This window comes from Limnochorda pilosa, assembly GCF_001544015.1.
Taxonomy (GTDB): domain Bacteria; phylum Bacillota; class Limnochordia; order Limnochordales; family Limnochordaceae; genus Limnochorda; species Limnochorda pilosa.
Map to the genome: position 1 here is coordinate 1,318,748 of NZ_AP014924.1, position 19,407 is coordinate 1,338,154.

Genomic DNA, 19,407 nt, shown 5'->3' on the forward strand with positions numbered 1-19,407 from the left:
CGAGGTTCATGCGAGGAACGGAGGCGGTAGGCGATGGCGTTGGATGGAAAGGCGACGGGTGGCGTGAAGAAGGTGGTGCTGGCCTACTCGGGGGGCCTGGACACCTCGGTGATCATCCCCTGGCTGAAGGAACGCTACGGCTGCCAGGTGGTGGCGATGGTGGCCGACGTGGGCCAGGAGGAGGACCTGGGGGAGGTGCGGGCCAAGGCCCTGGCCAGCGGGGCCGAGCGGGTCTACGTGGAGGACCTGAGGGAGGCCTTCGTCCACGACTACATCCTGCCGGCGGTGCAGGCGGGCGCGGTCTACGAGGAGGGGTACCTGCTGGGCACCTCCATGGCCCGGCCCCTGATCGCCACCCGCCAGGTGCAGATCGCGGAGCGCGAGGGCGCCGACGCCCTGGCCCACGGGGCCACGGGGAAGGGGAACGACCAGGTCCGCTTCGAGCTGACCTACAAGGCCCTCCGGCCGGACCTGAAGGTGATCGCCCCCTGGCGCGAGTGGGAGCTGCGCTCCCGCAGCGACGAGATCCGCTACGCCCAGGCCCACGGCGTGCCGGTGACGGCCACCGCGGAGAAGCCCTACAGCATCGACGAGAACCTGTGGCACACCAGCTACGAGGGCGGTGTGCTGGAGGATCCCTGGAACGGGCCCGATCCTTCCATGTTCCGCCGCACCGCGGCGCCCGAGACCGCGCCGGACCGGCCGGAAGAGGTGGAGATCGCCTTCCACGCGGGCGTGCCCGTCGCCCTCAACGGTCGCCGGGTGGAGCTCCTGGCCTTCCTTCAGGAGCTGAACGCCCTGGCCGGCAAGCACGGGGTCGGGCGGGTGGACCTGGTGGAGAACCGCCTCGTGGGGATGAAGTCCCGGGGCGTCTACGAGACGCCGGGCGGCACCGTCTGGATGGCGGCCCACCGGGCGCTGGAGACGCTGGTCCTCGACCGGGCCACCGCACACATGAAGGCGGTCCTGGCCCAGCGCTACGCGGAGCTGGTCTACGACGGGCTCTGGTACACGCCACTCCGGCAGGCGCTGGACGCCTTCGTGGCCAGCACCCAGGAGCGGGTCACGGGCGAGGTGCGGCTGCGCCTCTTCAAAGGAAGCGTGCAGGTGAAGGGCCGCCGCTCGCCCCACGCCCTCTATGACGCCGAGTTCGTCACCTTCGAGGAAGACTCGGTCTACCGCCAGGACGACGCGGCGGGCTTCATCCGCCTCTTCGGCCTGCCCGTGGAGATCGCCGCCCGGCGCCGGGTGCAGGAGGGAGCCAGGGCTTCCACGGCGGTCTAGTCCGGTTCGGAGCGCCCTCAGCCGCTCCCGAGGCCGTCGGGGGCGGCCGGGGGGCGCGCCCGGAGAGGGGATGAGACGATGCAGGCCAGGTCCGGACGTTTCCGCGAGCCGCTGGATGAGACGGTGGCCGCCTTCCAGAACTCCTTTCCCTTCGACCAGCGTCTCTTCCGCCAGGACGTCCAGGGGAGCCGCGCGCACGTGCGGATGCTGGCCCGGCAGGGCATTCTCGCCCAGGACGAGGTCGAGGTCCTCCTGGAGGGCCTGGACCGGGTGGAAGCCGAGTTCGCGGAGGGCCGCTTCGAGGCCCGGCCCGACGACGAGGACGTCCACATGGCCGTGGAGCGGCGGTTGGTGGAGCTGGTGGGCGACGCCGGGAAGCGGCTCCACACCGCCCGCAGCCGAAACGACCAGGTGGCGCTGGACCTCCGGCTCTGGCTGCGGGAGGAGATGGAGCTCCTGGACGAAGAGCTCCTGGGGCTCCAGGCCGCCTTCCTGGACCTGGCCGAGGCCCACCCGCGGGCGGTGATGCCGGGGTACACCCACCTCCAGCGGGCCCAACCCGTGCTGCTGGCCCACCACCTGCTGGCCTACGTGGAGATGCTGGAGAGGGACCGGGAGCGCTTCCGGGACGCCCGCCGGCGCATGAACCTCTCGCCCCTGGGGGCTGGCGCCCTGGCGGGGGTGCCGTACCCTGTGGACCCCCAGGGGGTCGCAACCGAGCTGGGCTTCGCCGGGGTGTGCGCCAACAGCCTGGACGCCGTCTCGGACCGGGACCACGCGGTGGAGTTCCTGGCCGCGGCCAGCCTCCTCATGGTCCATGTCTCGCGCCTGGCGGAGGAGCTGGTGCTCTGGAGCAGCCAGGAGTTCGGCTTCGTGGAGCTCCCGGACCGCTTCGCCACGGGGTCCAGCATCATGCCCCAGAAGAAGAACCCCGACGTGCCCGAGCTGGTGCGGGGCAAGACGGGCCGGGTGGTGGGGCACCTGGTGGGGCTGCTGGTGACGCTCAAGGGGCTGCCCCTGGCCTACAACAAGGACCTGCAGGAGGACAAGGAGCCCCTCTTCGACACCGCGGACACCCTCCACGCCACCCTGCGGGTGCTGGCAGCCCTGGTGCCGGCCCTGCGGGTGGACGAGGAGCGCATGCGCCGGGCCGCCGAAGACGGCTACCTGACGGCCACCGAGCTGGCCGACGCCCTGGTGCGCCGGGGCGTTCCCTTCCGGGAGGCGCACCACGCCGTGGGCGCCCTGGTGGCCTACGCCCGCGAGCGCGGCTGCCGGCTGAGCGACTTGACCGGGGAAGAGCTGGTTCGCTTTCACCCGAGGCTCGGGGTGGAGCTCCTCCCCCTGACGGAACCCCAGCGGGCCGTGGATGCCCGAAAGAGTTGGGGCGGAACCGGGTACGCTCAGGTGGAGGAAGCGCTCGCCCGGGCACGGAGGCGGCTGGAGCAGCGCGGCTAGCCCGCCCTTCACCCGCCGGCGGGCAGCGGCGGGAGGGCTGGGCGGTGAGGGACTTCTGGCAGGCGGAGCTGGCGGCCGCCGGGCGCATGAGGCCGCGGGTGCGGGTGCTGGCGGGCTTCAACGTCAACGTGGACCGGGTCGTCCACCTGGACCCCGGGTGCTGGCAGGCGCTCCTGGCCAGCCGTCCTGAGGCCACGCCCGAGCGGGTGGAGCGGGGGGCCGAGCACCCGCCGGCTGAAGCCGACGAGCCGTTGCAGCTCCTGGCCCTCCTCTGGAACCGCCTCTCCCAGGGTCGCTCCCACCACATGACGGTGGAGGCTCCGGACCTCCTGGCCTGGCTGGAGGGGCGCCTGGCCGCCGGCGAGGCGCGGGTGGGCGGCCAGGCGGGCATCATCGCCAACCAGGCGGCCGCCCTGGATCTCGAAAGCCTCCTGGTGACCCCTGCCCTCTCGCCGCCCCAGGCAGGCCACCTGCGAAAGACGGTGCGCGCCCCGAGCCTGCGGGCAGGGCGCCTCGCATGGCTTCCGGTCGCGGAGGCCGCGGACCCCTCGGCCCCCACCAAGGTCAACTGGATCCTGGAGTACGATCGGGGCCAGGTCTTCCACCTGGACGGCCGCCAGGTCCGGGTACCTCGCTCCAACCGGGTGATCGTGGCCAGCCGTCCCCGCGGTCTGGTCATGGCCTTTCCCCCAGAGCTGGAGCCGCACCTGGATGAACTGGGCGCCAGCGTGGACGTCGCCTTCCTGGCCGGCTACCACTACGCCGCACCCGTCCTGCCCGACGGGAGGAGCTTCGACGAGTACCTGAGCGACTCGATCCGGCACGTCCGGCTCCTGAAGCGGCGCAACCCCACCCTTGTGGTCCACGTGGAGTACGTCCTCATGAAGCACGTCAACCTCGAGATCCCCTTGCTGGCGGCCCTGGGGCCTGCCGCCGGCAGCTTCGGGATCAATGAGAACGAGCTGCGGGGCGTGCTGGAGCGATCGGGCGAGCCGCTCCTGGCCGCGGAGCTCCGGTCCGACGAGCGGCCGTACCTCCTCTACCGCGGGGCTCGGGTCCTCCTGGAGCGCTACGCGTTCCAGCGGGTGCAGGTGCACAACCTGGGCTACTACTGCCTGGTGGAGCGCCTCTCGACCCAGGAATCCGGCAACCCCGCCTGGGCGCGGCGCCGCCTGGAAGCGATGCGGCGGGGCGGGCTCTTCGGGACCGCGGTCACCCAGCACCGGGCTCGCTTCGGCACCGAGGCCGGGCCGGACGACGTGACCCGGGAGGCGTCCACGCCGCTCTCGGACCTGGGCCTGGAGGCCGTGCGGGCCTTCGAGGCAGAGATCATCGCCCGGGAGGCGGTCCAGCCGCTGGCCCCCGGAGGGTTCCGGCTGGACGACCTCCTGGTGCAGGTGGTTCCGGCCCACGTCCAGGACCGGCCCGTCCTCACGGTGGGGATGGGCGACACCATCTCCTCGACCAGCCTCATCGCCGAGCGGTGGCTCCTTGGGCTGGAAGGGCGGCCCCTGGAACCGATTCCCCAACCGAGCTGACAAGCCCGGCCGGCGCGCGATCGGGCGTCAGGCCAGCTCCCGAACGTGAAGGAGCTCGTTCGGGTTCATCGGGCGGACGTCCTTCGACCCCAGCGTGACAACGCCGACCGTCCTGCCCCCTCCCGAGACGAACTCCACCTCGAAGGCATCCCCGCCCTGGTATCGGTGCAGGATGGCACCCACGTCCCCGCGTTTCAGCCCGTACTCGGGCAGGTCACGCGTCAGGACGACCGTGTCCAGCTCTTCGGTTCCCATAAGGTTCCCTCCCACGGGTAACCGAGGATCTTCTCTGGAGGAACGTAGGCTTTGGAGCGACAAGGGAGCTTCATGCCGATACCTCGCGAAGAGCACGATATGGACCCGGCTTCGCTAGCATGACACGCAGCAGAGGACCAAGGCAGTCCGCACCACATCCTTCCCATCTGTGGCCCAGGCAGTCGCGCGGAAAAGCCTCCGAGGAAAGGGCCTCTTCTGTCCCGAAGGGAAAACGGTGGAGGCTGGTCGGACGGCCGCGGGAGGATGGCGCGGGAAGCGCGTCGAAAGACGTGGCCAGCCCGCCGCCGGGGCCGATCGTCTCGGTAGGGTACCGAGGCGGGCATGCGGCCGGCAACCCTGCAGATTCCACACCAGACGAGGCAGGAGACGACAGGGAGGGATCGGGCCGGTGCGGGCGCTGGTGCTCTACGGTTCGGACCGCCGGCTGGAAGCGGTGGCGCAAGGTGTGGCGGCGGGTCTGGAGGCCGCCGGACTCGAGGTGGACCGGAAACGGATGGATCAGGTGGGGGCGGGCCCCATCACCACCGCTCAGTACCAGCTAGTGGCGGTAGGCTCCACCTCGCGGGGCTTCCTTGGGGGCAAGGTACCGGCCGAGGTGGCGGAGACCGTGCCCCGCTGCAGCCGGCTCCAGGGAAAGCAGACCGTGGCGTTCATCGTCCCGGGGCCGTTCGGCAGCACCAAGACGCTGCGGGCGCTCATGGCCTTGCTGGAAAAGGAAGGCGCCTGGGTTCAGGACTTCGCCGCCCTCAAGAGCAGCGCCGAGGCCCGGGAGTTCGGAAGCCGGTTGCGCAACCTCCTGGAGACGCGATAGGGGTCCAGGCGCGGTTCGGATCGCGTTCCGCGGGATCGTCAGGACAGCGCACGATCGGTGCCGGCGGGCGCGGCCGGCACGACTGGCGGGGTGGGGGCAGGAAGGGGCGAGCAGGGTGGCGGTGCAGGTGCAGACGGGTCGCCGGAGCGACCAGATCAAGCGGGGAGTCGATCGGGCCCCGCATCGGAGCCTCCTGCGGGCGACGGGGGTGCGGGAAGAGGACTTCGACAAGCCCTTCATCGCGGTGGTGAACTCGTACGTGGACATCGTCCCGGGTCACGTTCACCTCCAGGCGTTCGGCCGGGTGGTGAAGGAGGCCATCCGGGAGGCGGGCGGCGTGCCCTTCGAGTTCAACACCATCGGCGTGGACGACGGCATCGCCATGGGCCACCTGGGCATGCGCTACTCGCTGCCCAGCCGGGAGCTGATCGCCGACTCGGTGGAGACCATGGTCACCGCCCACTGGTTCGACGGCATGATCTGCATCCCCAACTGCGACAAGATCACCCCCGGCATGATGATGGCCGCCATGCGGCTCGACATCCCCACCATCTTCGTGAGCGGCGGCCCCATGCGGGCAGGCCGCCTGAACGGCCGGGCGGTGGACCTCATCTCGGTCTTCGAGGCGGTAGGCGGCCACCAGACGGGCCAGGTGAGCGACCAGGAGCTGCTGGCCCTGGAGCGGGTCGCCTGCCCGAGCTGCGGCTCCTGCTCGGGCATGTTCACCGCCAACTCCATGAACTCCCTGGCCGAGGCGCTGGGCCTGGCCTTGCCCGGCAACGGCACGATCCTGGCCGACACCCCCGAGCGCGAGGAGCTGGCCCGCCGGGCGGCACGGCGCATCCTGGAGTTGGTGGAGGAGGGCGTCACCGCGCGCGGCCTGGTCAACGAGGCGAGCTTCGACAACGCCTTCGCCCTGGACATGGCCATGGGCGGCTCGACCAACACGGTCCTCCACGGGCTGGCCATCGCCCACGAGGCGGGCGTCGACTACCCCCTGGAACGGCTCGACGCCCTCTCGCGGCGGGTCCCCCACCTCTGCAAGGTGAGCCCCGCCTCGAGCCACCACATGGAGGACGTGCACCGGGCGGGCGGCATTCCGGCGATCCTGAAGGAGCTGGCCCGCATCCCGGACCTCCTCCACCTGGACGCGCCCACCGTCTCGGGGAAAACCCTGGGCCAGATCGCCGAGGAAGCAGAGGTGACCGACCCTGAGGTGATCCGGCCCCTGGAGCGGGCCTACAGCCCTGAGGGCGGCCTGGCGGTCCTCTTCGGCAACCTGGCACCCCAGGGGGCGGTGCTGAAGACGGGCGCCGTCGACCCTGAGATCAAGGTCCACGAGGGACCGGCGGTCCTCTACGAGTCCCAGGAGGAGGCCTCCGAGGGCATCGCCCGGGGCGAGGTGAAGGCGGGGGACGTGGTGGTGATCCGCTACGAGGGCCCCAAGGGCGGCCCCGGCATGCCCGAGATGCTGGCGCCCACTTCCGCCCTGGTGGGGCGGGGGCTGGGGAAGAGCGTCGCCCTCATCACCGACGGGCGCTTCTCCGGCGGCACCCGGGGGATCTGCCTGGGGCACATCAGCCCCGAGGCGGCCGAGGGCGGCCCCCTGGCCCTGGTGGAGCCCGGGGACCGGATCCGCATCGACATCCCGAGTCGCCGCCTGGAGCTCCTGGTGGACGAGGCGGAGCTGGAGCACCGCCGCCAGGCCTGGACGCCCCCCGAACCCCGGATCCGCCACGGCTACCTGGCCCGCTACGCCCGCCAGGTGACGTCGGCCCACACGGGCGCCATCCTGCGCTGAGCAGGACGGGGGAGCCATGGCCAGTCATGGCTCGCTTGCTTGACGGTGCGTGCATGGCTTCCATCTCGGGCATCCGGCAGTGGTACCGGATCGCCGGTGCAACGGCCTTCCGACTGCAGAGATTTGCACAAAGAGGGTTGACATGGAGCGGGAGGCTGAGTATCCTTGAGCCAATACCTCGGCGGCCCACCGGGATCGAGAACGTCCCTGGGCGCATACGGGACCACGCATACCGAACGGAATCGTGTGGATACGGCGATGACGGGGAGCAGTAGGCGGCCCCCAGGGGGCCCAGAGAGCCGGCGGTTGCTGCGAGCCGGCCCCCCTGGACCACTGAACTCGCCCCCGAGCCTCGGACCGAACGGCCGGCCTCTCACGGCTCAGTAGGCTCCGACGGGAATCCGATGGCGCCCGTTAGCGCGCCGGCTCTCGGCTCCCGCCCGCAGGCGAGCCCTGAGCCTTGAGGCCGAACGCCGCGAGGCGTCGGCGAACAGGGTGGTACCGCGATCATTGTCGCCCCTGGCCCGGTACGGGTCAGGGGTTTTCTGTTACCTCACTCAGGGAGGGATCGGCATGGAAGCGGCGGCAGCCAGAGCGTGGGACGCAGCCGAAGCGGCCGAGGAGGCGCCGGCGACGGTTCCCGCATCGGAAGCACGGGGGTCGGAGCCCCTCACGGGCGCCGAGCTCCTGGTGCGGTGCCTGGAGGCGGAGGGCGTCGAGGTCCTCTTCGGGTACCCAGGCGGCGCGGTGCTCCCGATCTACGACGCCATCTACCGTGCCGGGATCCGCCACGTCCTGGTGCGCCACGAGGCCGGCGCCGTCCACGCCGCCGACGGATACGCCCGGGCCACCGGGCGAACCGGGGTCTGCCTGGCCACCTCCGGCCCGGGCGCCACCAACCTGGTGACCGGCCTCGCCACCGCCCACATGGACTCCATTCCCCTGGTGGCCTTCACGGGCAACGTCCCCACCACCCTCATCGGCCGGGACGGCTTCCAGGAGGCGGACATCACCGGCATCACCATGCCCATCACCAAGCACAACTTCCTGGTTCAGCGGGCCGAGGACCTGCCCCGCATCGTGCGGGCGGCCTTCACCCTGGCGGCCACGGGCCGCCCGGGCCCGGTGCTGGTAGACCTCCCCAAGGACGTGAGCAACGCCCGGGTGGCGGGCTTCCGCTACCCCCGCCGGGTGACGCTGCGGGGCTACAAGCCCACGCTCCAGGGCCACCCCCGGCAGCTCGAGGCCACCGCCGAGGCCCTCGCAAAGGCCAAGAGGCCCGTGCTCTACCTGGGCGGGGGCGTCATCGCGGCCGGGGCCCACGCCGAGGTGCGCGAGCTGGCCGAGCGGGCCTCCATCCCCACCACCAGCACCCTCATGGGGCTGGGCGCCTTCCCGCCGGACCACCCGCTCTGGATGGGGATGCTGGGCATGCACGGCACCCCCACCGCCAACTACGCGGTGACCCACTCGGACCTGCTCATCGCGGTGGGCGCCCGCTTCGACGACCGGGTGACGGGCCGCACCGACCGTTTCGCCCCCGGCGCCCGTATCGTCCACATCGACGTGGACCCGGCCGAGATCGGGAAGAACGTGGAGGCGCACATTCCCATCGTGGGCGATGCCCGCGAGGTTCTTCAGGCGCTGCTACCCCTGGTGGCGCCCAAGCACGAGGCGGCGTGGCTCGCTCAGGTGGCCGGCTGGAAGCAGCGCTACCGCTTGCGGTACCGTCCCCGCCCCGACGAGATCCTGCCCCAGGAGCTGGTGGACCGCCTGGCCCGGACGGCCCAGGCCCACGAGGAGGCCACGGGCCGGGAGGTCGTCGTCACCGCCGACGTGGGGCAGCACCAGATGTGGGCGGCCCAGTTCTTCCCCTTCCGCCGGCCCCGCAGCTACATCAACTCAGGGGGGCTCGGCACCATGGGCTACGGGCTTCCGGCCGCGGTGGGCGCCCAGGTCGCCCGGCCCGACGCCACCGTGGTCTGCCTGACGGGCGACGGCTCCATCCAGATGAACGTCCAGGAGATGGCCGTGGTGCGGAGCCTGGGGCTTCCCATCAAGGTCGTCATCATGAACAACGTCTACCTGGGCATGGTCCGCCAGTGGCAGGAGCTCTTCTACGACGGCCGCTACAGCCACTCGGCCCTCTTCGACAACCCGGACTTCGTCCTGCTGGCCCAGGCCTACGGGGTGCCGGCGGCTCGGGTGGAGCGGCCCCAGGAGCTGGAGGCGGCGCTGGAGCGGGCCTTCGCCGAGCCCGGCCCCTACCTGCTCGACGTGCGGGTGCGCCCCGAGGAGAACTGCTGGCCCATGGTACCCGCCGGCGGGGCCATCGACGAGATGATCGGCGTGGACGAAGCCACGCTGGCCGGGGAAGAGCAGGCCGCCCCGGAGCGAACGGAGGTGCCTGTTTGAAGCGTACTCTCTCCATCCTGGTGGAGAACCATTTCGGCGTGCTCGCCCGGGTGGCGGGGCTCTTCAGCCGGAGGGGCTTCAACATCGAGAGCCTCTCGGTGGCCCCCAGCGAGGACCCCACCCTCTCCCGCATCACCCTGGTGACCCCGGCCGACGAGCGGGAGCTGGAGCAGCTCACCAAGCAGCTCCACAAGCTCGTGGACGTGGTGAAGATCAGCGACATCACCCAGGACGACCGGATCGAGCGGGAGCTGGCCCTCATCAAGGTGGCGGCCCAGCCCGCCAACCGCCAGGAGATCCTGCAGGTGGTGGACATCTTCCGGGCCCGGGTGGTGGACGTGAGCGAGCGGAGCGTGGTGGTGGAGGTGACGGGCGACGAGGGCAAGGTGGACGCCATGGAGCAGCTCCTGCGACCCTACGGCATCAAGGAGATGGTCCGCACTGGAAAGGTGGCCATGGTGCGGGGCGCCCGCACGGCTCCGTTGATGGCCGCTCGCGAGGCGGAGCGGGCCGGCTGAGCCGGCCGGCGAGGTGGGGTTGGCGGAACGAGACCCAACGAGGAGGCAGCGACGATGGCCACGATCTACTACGACGCCGATGCGGACCTGGCCGCGCTCCGGGGCCAGAAGGTGGCGGTGATCGGATACGGCTCCCAGGGCCATGCCCACGCGCTCAACCTGCGGGACAGCGGGGTGGAGGTGATCGTCTCCAACCGTCCGGGCTCCCACAACTACCGCCAGGCGGTGGCCGACGGGTTCCAGCCCGTCCCGGCGGCCGAGGCCGCCCGGCAGGCCGACGTCCTCATGATCCTGGTGCCCGATCACCTCCAGGCGCCCCTCTATCAAGACGACCTGGCGCCCAACCTGCGACCGGGTCAGGCCCTGGCCTTCGCGCACGGCTTTGCGATCCACTTCAACCAGGTGGTCCCGCCGCCCGAGGTGGACGTCTTCATGATCGCCCCCAAGGGGCCGGGGCACCTGGTGCGCCGGCTCTACCAGGACGGAAAGGGCGTACCTGCCCTGGTGGCCGTGCAGCAGGACGCGACCGGCCGCTGCCGCGACCGGGCCCTGGCCTACGGCAAGGGGATCGGGGCCGGGCGGGCCGGCATCCTGGAGACCACCTTCCGCGAGGAGGTGGAGACCGACCTCTTCGGCGAGCAGGCGGTGCTCTGCGGCGGCACCACCGAGTTGGTGAAGGCGGGCTTCGAGACCCTCGTGGAGGCCGGCTACCAGCCCGAGATCGCCTACTTCGAGTGCCTGAACGAGCTGAAGCTCATCGTGGACCTGATGTACGAGGGCGGGCTCCGGTGGATGCGCTACTCGATCTCGGACACGGCCGAGTACGGCGACATGACCCGGGGCCCCCGGGTGATCGACGGCCGGGTGCGGCAGACGATGAAAGAGATCCTGGAGGAGATCCGCTCGGGCGCCTTCGCCCGGGAGTGGGTGCTGGAGAACCAGGCGAACCGCCCCCGGTTCCAGAGCCTGCGCCGGCGCGAGGCGGAGCACTCCATCGAGAAGGTGGGGGCTGAGCTCCGGGCGATGATGCCGTGGATCGAGGCGAAGGAGCCGCCGGCGTAGTCTCCGGGGTCAGCGCCGACGGCGGCGTCTTGCTCGTTGACGCCCGTCGCGTGGCGTCGCTCCGGGCGGGGGAGGCCCTGGCGAGGGAACGCTCGCTCCGCCCTCCAGGCTCCGCTCGCTCTGCACCGGCTCGGCTCCGCCATCCGTGGCTCCGCCGGCCGGAGAGGTCCCTCGCCAGGGCCTCCCCCGCCCGGAGCGGTGCAGTGGTGAGCGCGAGCGAGCCGGAGCGCCCGCCGGGCGAGGGCTCGGAGCCTGGGCCGGCGAACCCCGTCGGAGTGGGAGGGGTGCGGCGGCTGGCCGGGGGGCTGGGGCGGTCCTGGTGGGGATGCGATGGATGGGCCAGAGCGGCGGCAGCTGGAGGGCGGAGCGGGCGTTCCCTTTCGGGGACCCCGCCCGCCCGGTGAGGGGGAGACGGCGTGCGGGCACGGGTGCTGGTGGCGGACACGCTGGATGCGGCGGGGGTGGAGAGGCTCCGGGCCGAGCCTGAGCTGGAGGTGGAGGTGCGCACGGGGCTGGGCCGGGAGGCGCTTGTGGAGGCGATCCCGGCGTACGACGGGCTGGTGGTCCGCTCCTCGACGCAGGTGACGGCCGAGGTCCTTGAGGCCGGCAAGCGGCTGCGGGTGGTGGGCCGGGCCGGGGTGGGCGTGGACAACATCGACGTGGAGGCGGCCACCCGGCGGGGCGTGCTGGTGGTGAACGCCCCCGAAGGGAACACCCTGGCTGCGGCGGAGCACACCCTGGCCATGCTGCTGGCCGCGGCCCGCTGGATCCCCCAGGCCCACGCCAGCCTGGTGCGGGACCACCAGTGGGACCGGAAGCGGTTCATGGGCGTGCAGCTCCAGGGCAAGGTGCTGGGCGTGGTTGGGCTGGGCCGCATCGGCAGCGAGGTGGCCCGCAGGGCCCGGGCGCTGGGCATGCGGGTCTTGGCCTACGATCCCTTCATCGGCCCGGAGCGGGCGGGGGAGCTGGGGGTGGAGCTGCGGGAGCTGGAGGCCATCTACCCGGAGGCCGACGCGTTCACGCTCCACACGCCGCTCACCGAGCAGACCCGCCACCTCCTGGGTGCGGAGGCCTTCGCCCGCATGAAGCGGGGGGTCATCCTGGTCAACTGCGCCCGGGGCGGCCTGGTGGACGAGGCAGCCTTGCTTGCGGCGCTGGAGTCCGGGCAGGTGCGGGCGGCGGCCCTGGACGTCTTCGAGGAGGAGCCGCCCCGCTCGAGCCCCTTGCTGGAGCATCCGCACGTGGTGGCCACCCCCCATCTGGGCGCCTCCACCCACGAAGCGCAGCTCCACGTGGCGCTGGAGATCGCCGAGCAGGTGGCCCGGGCCCTCAAGGGCGAGCCCGTGGCTCACGCCGTCAACGCGCCGGGGCTGCCGCCGGAGCTGGCCCGGCAGCTGGAGCCTTACGTGCGGCTGGCCCAGAAGCTGGGCGAGCTCTTCACGGGCTGGGCGTCGGGGGCTGGGGCCTTCTGGCCCCGGGTGGAGGTGGTCTACTCAGGAAGCATCGCCTCCCGGGACGTGCGCCCCCTCACCAACGCCCTCCTGGTAGGCCTGCTGCAGCCGGTGCTGCAGGAGGCGGTGAACGCGGTCAACGCCCCCGTCCTGGCCCGGCAAAGGCAGTTGCGGGTGAACGAGGTCCGGGAGGCCGACGGGGGCGGGCCAGGCCGCATCACCGTCCGGGCCGGGGGCGATGCACCCGGCTCCGAGGGGTTGCGGGGAGGCGCAGAGGCGGCTCCGGTGGGGGGGCGGAGCAGCGGGCCGCCCCAGGTGTCGGGCACTGTGGACGACGCGGGGCGGCCCATCCTCGTGGCTGTGGACGGGTATCCCGTGCACGTCTCTTCCACGGGCCACGTGCTCCTGGCGTACAACCGGGACCAGCCCGGGGTGATCGGAGCCGTGGGCACGCTGCTCGGCCAGTCCGGGGTGAACATCGCCTTCATGCAGGTGGGCCGCAGGCGCCCCGGCGAGGAGGCGGTGATGGTGCTGGGGCTCGACAACCCCATCCCGGACCCGGTAGCCCGGCGGCTGAGGGAGTTCGATGAGCTCTGGCACGTGGTCATCGCACGCTGGTAGGAGCGAAGGAACGGTGCGCCAGCGGAGGGTGGGGGACACGGAAAGGAGCGCGACGATGATGGAACGGGTACGGATCTTCGACACGACCTTGAGGGACGGCGAGCAGTCGCCTGGCTTCAGCATGAACCAGGAGGAGAAGCTGCAGCTGGCGAGGCAGCTCGCCCGGCTTCAGGTGGATGTGATCGAGGCCGGGTTCCCCATCGCCTCGCCGGGGGATTTCGAGGGCGTGCGCGCGGTCGCCCGGGAGGTCCGGGGCCCCGTGATCGCCGCCCTGGCCAGGACCCACCCCGCGGACGTCGAGGCCGCGGCCCGGGCCCTGGAGCCTGCGGAGCGAGCCCGGATCCACACCTTCATCGCCACCTCGCCCATCCACATGCGCCACAAGCTGCGCAAGGAGCCCGACGAGGTGGTGGAGATGGCCGTCAAGGCCGTGGCACAGGCCCGCCGCTACGTGGACGACGTGGAGTTCTCGGCCGAGGACGCCACCCGCAGTGACTGGGATTTCCTGGTGCGGGTCTTCAGCGCCGCGCTGGGGGCGGGGGCCACCACCCTGAACGTTCCCGACACCGTGGGCTACACGACCCCCGAGGAGTATGCCGCCCTGATCCAGCACCTGCGGGAGGAAATCCCCGGGTGCGACCGGGCGGTCCTCAGCGTCCACACCCACGACGACCTGGGGCTGGCGGTGGCCAACGCCCTGGCCGCGGTCCAGGCGGGCGCACGGCAGGTGGAGGGGACGATCAACGGCATCGGAGAGCGGGCGGGCAACTGCTCGCTGGAAGAGGTCGTCATGGCCCTCCGCACCCGGCACGATCGGATGCCCTACGACACCGGCGTGGAGACCACCCAGATCTACCCCACCAGCCGCCTGCTGGTGGCCCTCACCGGCGTGGAGGTGCAGCCCAACAAGGCCATCGTGGGCGCCAACGCCTTCGCCCACGAGGCGGGCATCCACCAGGACGGGGTTCTCAAGGAGCGGAGCACCTACGAGATCATGACGCCCCAGTCCATCGGCCTGGCGCGCAACCGGCTGGTGCTGGGAAAGCACTCGGGGCGCCACGCCGTGCGGGCGCGCCTGGACGAGCTGGGCTTCCACCTGGCCCAGGAGGAGCTTGAGCGCGTCTACCAGCGTTTCCTGGAGGTCGCCGATCGAAAGAAGGTGGTCACCGACGGGGACCTGGCGGCGCTCGCGGGCGACGAGGCCCATCCCGCCCAGGAGCAGGTGCAGCTGGTTCACTTCCAGGTCAGCACCGGCACCGGGGTGGAGCCCATGGCCTCCGTGCGGCTCCAGCGGGGTGAGGAGGTGCTCCGGGCGGCCGCGAGCGGCGACGGCCCCGTGGACGCCCTCTACCGGGCCATGGATCAGGTCCTGGGCCTCGGCGTGGAGCTCGCCCACTACCAGCTCCAGGCCACCGGTGAGGGCCGCGACGCGCTGGGGCAGGTCACCGTGCGGCTGCGGCGACGGAGCCCCGAGGAAGCCCGCGGTCAGCAGGCGGGAAACGGCGGGACGAGCAACGGCGCTCACCTTGGCGCCGGCACCGATCTCGCCGACAGCGAGCCCGCCGGCCGGGAGTACGTGGGGCACGGCTCCAGCACCGACATTCTCGAGGCCAGCGCCCGGGCGTACCTGCAGGCGGTGAACAAGCTGCTGGCGGACCAGGCCTCGGCCGCCTCCACGGTTCAGGCCGCCTCGGAGGCCGTCTGAGATGGGTCCTGCGGGGGAACGAAGCTCTTCTGAGACGGCCCGAGCAGGCGGCTCCGGCCCGGGGGGCTCCCAAGCCGGAGAGCCCGCCGTCCTGCTGCTTCCGGGGGATGGCATCGGCCCCGAGGTGGTGGAGGCCGCCCGCCGGGTGCTGGAGGCGGCCGCCCACGCCCATGGCCTGAGGATCCGGTTCGATGAGGTGCTCATCGGCGGGGCGGCCATCGATCAGGCGGGCGACCCCTTGCCGGAGGCCACCCTGGAGAAGGCCCGCAGGGCCCGGGCGGTGCTCCTGGGTGCCGTGGGCGGCCCTGCCTGGGACGACCTGCCGGTGGATCGGCGTCCCGAGAAGGGGCTGCTGCGCCTGCGCCAGGCCCTGGGGCTCTTCGCCAACATCCGACCGCTGCCTGGGTTCGTGGCCGCCTACGGGCGCTCACCCCTGAAGCCGGAGCTGCTTCGGGGGGTGGACCTGGTGGTGGTGCGGGAGCTGACGGGAGGCCTCTACTACGGTCCCCGGGCCCGCAGGGCACTGGAGGAGGGCGGCGAGGAAGCCTACGACACCCTCCTCTACCGCACCCACGAGATCGAGCGGGTGGCCCGGGTGGCCTTCGACCTGGCCCGTACCCGCCGGCCCGTGGGCCAGCGCCGGGTGGCCTCCATCGACAAGGCCAACGTCCTCACCAGCTCCCAGCTCTGGCGGGAGACGGTGCGCCGCGTCGCCGCCGACTATCCGGACGTGACCCTCGAACACCTCTACGTGGACAACGCGGCCATGCAGCTCGTCCGGGACCCGGGCCGCTTCGACGTCCTCCTCACCGGCAACCTCTTCGGCGATATCCTGAGCGACGAGGCCGCCGCCCTGGCGGGTTCCCTGGGCGTCCTGCCCTCGGCCAGCCTCGGCGGCCCGGTGCCGCTCTTCGAGCCGGTCCACGGCAGCGCGCCGGACCTGGCGGGCCGGGGTGTGGCCAACCCCGTAGGAACCATCCTGAGCGCGGCCCTCCTCTTCCGCTACGCCCTGGGGCATGAGGCCGCCGCCGCGATGATCGAGCGGGCCGTGGAGCAGGCCCTGGCCGATGGGGCCCGCACCGCGGACTTGGCGGGCGAGGGTGAGGGGGCCCTCGCCACCGAGGAGATGACGGCGGCGATCCTCGAACGGCTGCGGGTGTGAGGACGCGCCCCGGACCCGCCTCCATCGGTGGAGACCCTTCGGTGCCCGGCGAGTTGAAAGGAGGCGAAGGAGATGAGCGCTAACCTACGGGACGCGGTCTACCTCTATGACACCACGCTCCGGGACGGTACCCAGGGAGAGGGCATCTCCCTCTCGGTGGAGGATAAGCTTGCCCTTCTCCGGTTCCTGGACACCTTCGGCGTCGCCTACGTGGAGGGCGGGTGGCCCGGCTCGAACCCCAAGGACCTGGAGTTCTTCCGGCGGGCGGGGGACGTACCGCTCCAGCGCGCCCGCCTCGCGGCCTTCGGTTCCACCCGCCGGCCGGGCTCGGCCTGTGACGATGATCCCAACCTGGCCGCCCTCCTGGAGGCCGGCACACCGGTGGTGACCCTCTTCGGGAAGAGTTGGGACCTGCACGTCACCCAGGCCCTGCGCACCAGCTTGGAAGAGAACCTGGCCATGATCCGGGAGAGCGTGGCCCACATGGCGGGCCAGGGCCGTGAGGTTGTCTACGACGCCGAGCACTTCTTCGATGGCTACCTGCGGAACCCCGAGTACGCCTGGGCCACCCTCCGGGCGGCCCGGGAAGGCGGCGCCCGCTGGATCGTGCTCTGCGACACCAACGGCGGCACCCTTCCCCACGAGATCGAGCGCATCACCGCCGAGGTGGCCCGCCGGCTGGACGTGCCGCTGGGGATCCACTGCCACAACGACTCGGGCGTGGCGGTGGCCAACTCCCTGGCCGCGGTGCGGGCCGGCGCCCGGCAGGTGCAGGGGACGATCAACGGGTTGGGCGAGCGTACCGGAAACGCCGACCTGGTGACGATCCTACCCAACCTGGCGCTGAAGCTGGGGTACCGCCTGGTGCCCGAGCCCCAGATGGAGCGGCTTCAGGAACTCTCCCGAACCGTGAGCGAGCGGGTGAACCGCCCCCCCGATCCCTTCCACCCCTTCGTGGGCGAGAGCGCCTTCGCCCACAAGGGCGGCATCCACGTGAGCGCCGTCCGCCGCCAACCCGAGACGTACGAGCACGTGCCGCCCGAGCGCGTCGGCAACCGCCGGCGGGTGCTGGTGTCGGAGCTCTCGGGGGCCAGCAACGTTCTGTACAAGGCGCGCGAGTACGGCCTCGAGTTGGACCCGGAGACCCCCGTGGTGCGGGACCTGCTGCGCCACGTCAAGGAGCTGGAGCATCAGGGCTACCACTTCGAAGCGGGCGAGGCCTCCTTCGAGCTGCTGCTGCGGCGGGCCTTGGGGCTGGTACCGCCCTTCTTTACGCTGGAAGGGTTCCGTCTCACGGTAGCCAAGGGCGGCCCCGATGGTACTCCCGGTCCCGACGCCGAGGCGACCATCCGGCTGCGGGTGGGGTCGGAGCGCATCCACACCGCGGCTTCGGGCAACGGACCCGTCAACGCCCTGGACCACGCCCTGCGCAAGGCCCTGCTCCCGGTCTACCCCACCCTCGCCTCCTTCCGGCTGGTGGACTACAAGGTTCGGGTGCTGGACGGCCAGGCCGGCACCGCGGCCCGGGTGCGGGTGCTCATCGAGACCGCGGCCGACTCGACCCGGTGGGGTACCGTGGGCGTCTCCACCAACATCATCGAGGCCAGCTGGCTGGCGCTGGTGGACAGCGTCGAGTACGGGCTGATGAAGATGCAGGTCGAGCGGCCGGGCAATTGGGCGGTGTCGACCGGTTAGGCCGAAGGTACGGGTAATGGCGGGCTGACCCGGCCGTGCCCCCAGTCTGAAGTCCCTGCACCTTATCGCCGCCTCGGCCATAAGCTCCCATCCTGGAAGGGATTCGGCCTGCAGGCAGCGAAAGGCGGACCCGGCGCGCTGGCAAGCTATGGGCGGGGCGTACGAAGCGGGCGTCGGGATCGCCGCGACGAGGGGACGCGCGGCCTGCGGGCGCCGGGCAGAGGTGGCACGGGTGGGGCGACTCTTTGGAACGGATGGGGTTCGGGGCGTGGCCAACCGGGAGCTGACACCTGAACTGGCCTTCCGGCTCGGCCGGGCGGCGGCGCAGGTGGTGGCGCATCGGGGAAGCGGGCGCCCAAGGGTAGGGATCGGAAGAGACACGCGCTCGTCGGGGGAGATGCTGCAGGCGGCCCTCGCGGCCGGCCTCGCGTCGGCGGGGTGCGACGTAGAGCTGCTGGGCGTCGTTCCCACGCCGGGCGTGGCCGCGCTCACGGGTCTCCTGGGCCTCCAGGCGGGGGCGGTCATCTCCGCCTCCCACAACCCCGCCGAGGACAACGGGATCAAGTTCTTCGGGCCCGACGGCTACAAGCTGCCCGACGACGACGAGGCAGCCATCGAGGCCCTCTGCGAAGCCGGCGAGGACCGTGGCCCGCGGCCCGTCGGCGCCCGGGTGGGGCGGATCGAGCACCGGGAGGACGCCAACGAGCGCTACATCGACTTCCTCCTTCGGAAGGTGCCGGTGGATCTCTCCGGCATGCGGCTCGTGGTGGACTGCGCCAACGGCGCCGCGTACCGAACCGCGCCCGAAGTGCTCAGGCGGTTGGGGGCGGAGGTGATCGCCCTCAACGTCGAGCCCGACGGCAGCAACATCAACGTGGAGTGCGGCTCCACCCATCCCGAGGTCATCCAGCAGGCGGTGGTGGAGCACGGGGCCCACGCCGGCTTCGCCCACGACGGCGACGCGGACCGGCTCATCGCCGCGGACGCCCTGGGCCGCCTGCTGGACGGCGACCGGACCCTTGCCATCTGCGCGATCCACCTGGCCGAACGGGGGCGGCTGCGGGGAGGGGCGGTGGCCGCTACCCGGTACAGCAACCTGGGACTCGCTCACACCCTCGAGCGGTACGGCGTTCGGGTCATCGCTACCGACGCCGGCGACCGGCAGGTCCTCGCGGCCATGCTCGAGCACGGCCTCGTGCTGGGCGGGGAGCAGTCGGGGCACGTCATCTTCCTGGAGGAGACCACCACCGGCGACGGCATCCTCACGGCCTTGAAGCTGCTGCAGGTCGTGCGCGAGCGGGAGACGCCGCTGGCCGAGCTGCGCGACTGGATGCACGAGGTGCCCCAGCACCTGGAGAACGTCCGCGTTGCCCACAAGGAACGCCTGGAGGAATCGGAGGCGTGCCGGGCCGTCATCGCCGAGGCGGCCGAGCGCCTGGGAGAGCGGGGACGCATCTTCGTCCGGGCTTCGGGCACCGAGCCGGTGATCCGGGTGCTGCTGGAAGGCGAGGACCCGACCTTGCTGCACGAGCTGGCCGACCGGGTGGGGGGCGCGATCCGCCGCGAGCTTGGGGAAGCCTAACTCCGGGCGGGGTGGCGCCCGGGGGGAA

Annotated in this window: 14 protein-coding genes; 13 read left to right on the forward strand and 1 reads right to left on the reverse strand. The window is 71.8% G+C overall.

From position 1 onward, the window contains the following. The first annotated feature begins 33 nt into the window (after positions 1 to 33). The 3 genes from LIP_RS05765 to LIP_RS05775 all read left to right on the forward strand — a co-directional run bounded on the left by LIP_RS05765 (position 34) and on the right by LIP_RS05775 (position 4,280). The gene (locus LIP_RS05765) at positions 34 to 1,284 is read left to right on the forward strand and encodes an argininosuccinate synthase (RefSeq protein ID WP_068135509.1); all 1,251 of its coding nucleotides are present in this window, start codon (positions 34 to 36) and stop codon (positions 1,282 to 1,284) included. 78 nt (positions 1,285 to 1,362) lie between these two features. Further along, a complete protein-coding gene (gene argH, locus LIP_RS05770; protein WP_068135512.1) occupies positions 1,363 to 2,742 on the forward strand; it encodes an argininosuccinate lyase in 1,380 nt (459 codons plus the stop codon). Between the two features lie 44 nt (positions 2,743 to 2,786). Continuing rightward, entirely contained in the window at positions 2,787 to 4,280 is a 1,494-nt protein-coding gene (locus tag LIP_RS05775; RefSeq protein ID WP_068135515.1) for an ADP-dependent glucokinase/phosphofructokinase, read from the forward strand. A 27-nt stretch (positions 4,281 to 4,307) separates the two neighbouring features. On the opposite strand, the gene LIP_RS05780 is transcribed toward LIP_RS05775, so the two are convergent. After that, positions 4,308 to 4,535 carry a DUF4926 domain-containing protein gene (locus LIP_RS05780; protein WP_068135518.1) on the reverse strand — a complete coding sequence of 76 codons (228 nt, stop codon included), beginning with the start codon at positions 4,533 to 4,535 and terminating at the stop codon, positions 4,308 to 4,310. Between the two features lie 409 nt (positions 4,536 to 4,944). Here LIP_RS05780 and LIP_RS05785 point away from each other — a divergent pair, with 409 nt between their 5' ends. From LIP_RS05785 to glmM, 10 genes are all read left to right on the forward strand, one after another. Then, positions 4,945 to 5,367 carry an NADPH-dependent FMN reductase family protein gene (locus LIP_RS05785; protein WP_068135521.1) on the forward strand — a complete coding sequence of 141 codons (423 nt, stop codon included), beginning with the start codon at positions 4,945 to 4,947 and terminating at the stop codon, positions 5,365 to 5,367. A gap of 115 nt (positions 5,368 to 5,482) precedes the next feature. Further along, entirely contained in the window at positions 5,483 to 7,168 is a 1,686-nt protein-coding gene (gene ilvD / locus LIP_RS05790) for a dihydroxy-acid dehydratase (RefSeq protein ID WP_331456631.1), read from the forward strand. A 573-nt stretch (positions 7,169 to 7,741) separates the two neighbouring features. Next, on the forward strand, positions 7,742 to 9,583 hold the full coding sequence (ilvB, locus tag LIP_RS05795) for a biosynthetic-type acetolactate synthase large subunit (RefSeq protein ID WP_082725926.1): 1,842 nt from the start codon (positions 7,742 to 7,744) through the stop codon (positions 9,581 to 9,583). Beyond that, on the forward strand, positions 9,580 to 10,101 hold the full coding sequence (gene ilvN, locus LIP_RS05800; RefSeq protein WP_068135524.1) for an acetolactate synthase small subunit: 522 nt from the start codon (positions 9,580 to 9,582) through the stop codon (positions 10,099 to 10,101). The genes ilvB and ilvN overlap by 4 nt, the downstream gene beginning before the upstream one ends. A 54-nt stretch (positions 10,102 to 10,155) precedes the next feature. Continuing rightward, positions 10,156 to 11,163: a ketol-acid reductoisomerase gene (gene ilvC, locus LIP_RS05805; protein ID WP_068135529.1), complete on the forward strand. Its 1,008-nt coding sequence runs from the start codon at positions 10,156 to 10,158 to the stop codon at positions 11,161 to 11,163. 416 nt (positions 11,164 to 11,579) lie between these two features. Further along, positions 11,580 to 13,235 carry a phosphoglycerate dehydrogenase gene (serA, locus tag LIP_RS05810; protein ID WP_068135531.1) on the forward strand — a complete coding sequence of 552 codons (1,656 nt, stop codon included), beginning with the start codon at positions 11,580 to 11,582 and terminating at the stop codon, positions 13,233 to 13,235. 55 nt (positions 13,236 to 13,290) lie between these two features. Further along, positions 13,291 to 14,940 carry a 2-isopropylmalate synthase gene (locus LIP_RS05815; protein ID WP_068135534.1) on the forward strand — a complete coding sequence of 550 codons (1,650 nt, stop codon included), beginning with the start codon at positions 13,291 to 13,293 and terminating at the stop codon, positions 14,938 to 14,940. A 1-nt stretch (position 14,941) separates the two neighbouring features. Further along, on the forward strand, positions 14,942 to 16,102 hold the full coding sequence (gene leuB / locus LIP_RS05820; protein WP_082725927.1) for a 3-isopropylmalate dehydrogenase: 1,161 nt from the start codon (positions 14,942 to 14,944) through the stop codon (positions 16,100 to 16,102). Positions 16,103 to 16,174: 72 nt separating this feature from the next. Then, on the forward strand, positions 16,175 to 17,797 hold the full coding sequence (gene cimA, locus LIP_RS05825; RefSeq protein ID WP_068135537.1) for a citramalate synthase: 1,623 nt from the start codon (positions 16,175 to 16,177) through the stop codon (positions 17,795 to 17,797). 232 nt (positions 17,798 to 18,029) lie between these two features. After that, positions 18,030 to 19,379: a phosphoglucosamine mutase gene (gene glmM / locus LIP_RS05830; protein ID WP_068141621.1), complete on the forward strand. Its 1,350-nt coding sequence runs from the start codon at positions 18,030 to 18,032 to the stop codon at positions 19,377 to 19,379. Positions 19,380 to 19,407: the final 28 nt, after the last annotated feature.

Bases quoted from the DNA above. Each gene is read 5' to 3' on its own strand.
- ilvB (WP_082725926.1), top strand. From the start codon at position 7,742: ATGGAAGCGGCGGCAGCCAGAGCGTGGGACGCAGCCGAAGCGGCCGAG.
- cimA (WP_068135537.1), top strand. From the start codon at position 16,175: ATGAGCGCTAACCTACGGGACGCGGTCTACCTCTATGACACCACGCTC.
- LIP_RS05780 (WP_068135518.1), bottom strand. From the start codon at position 4,535: ATGGGAACCGAAGAGCTGGACACGGTCGTCCTGACGCGTGACCTGCCC.
- LIP_RS05815 (WP_068135534.1), top strand. From the start codon at position 13,291: ATGATGGAACGGGTACGGATCTTCGACACGACCTTGAGGGACGGCGAG.
- leuB (WP_082725927.1), top strand. From the start codon at position 14,942: ATGGGTCCTGCGGGGGAACGAAGCTCTTCTGAGACGGCCCGAGCAGGC.
- argH (WP_068135512.1), top strand. From the start codon at position 1,363: ATGCAGGCCAGGTCCGGACGTTTCCGCGAGCCGCTGGATGAGACGGTG.
- LIP_RS05765 (WP_068135509.1), top strand. From the start codon at position 34: ATGGCGTTGGATGGAAAGGCGACGGGTGGCGTGAAGAAGGTGGTGCTG.
- ilvC (WP_068135529.1), top strand. From the start codon at position 10,156: ATGGCCACGATCTACTACGACGCCGATGCGGACCTGGCCGCGCTCCGG.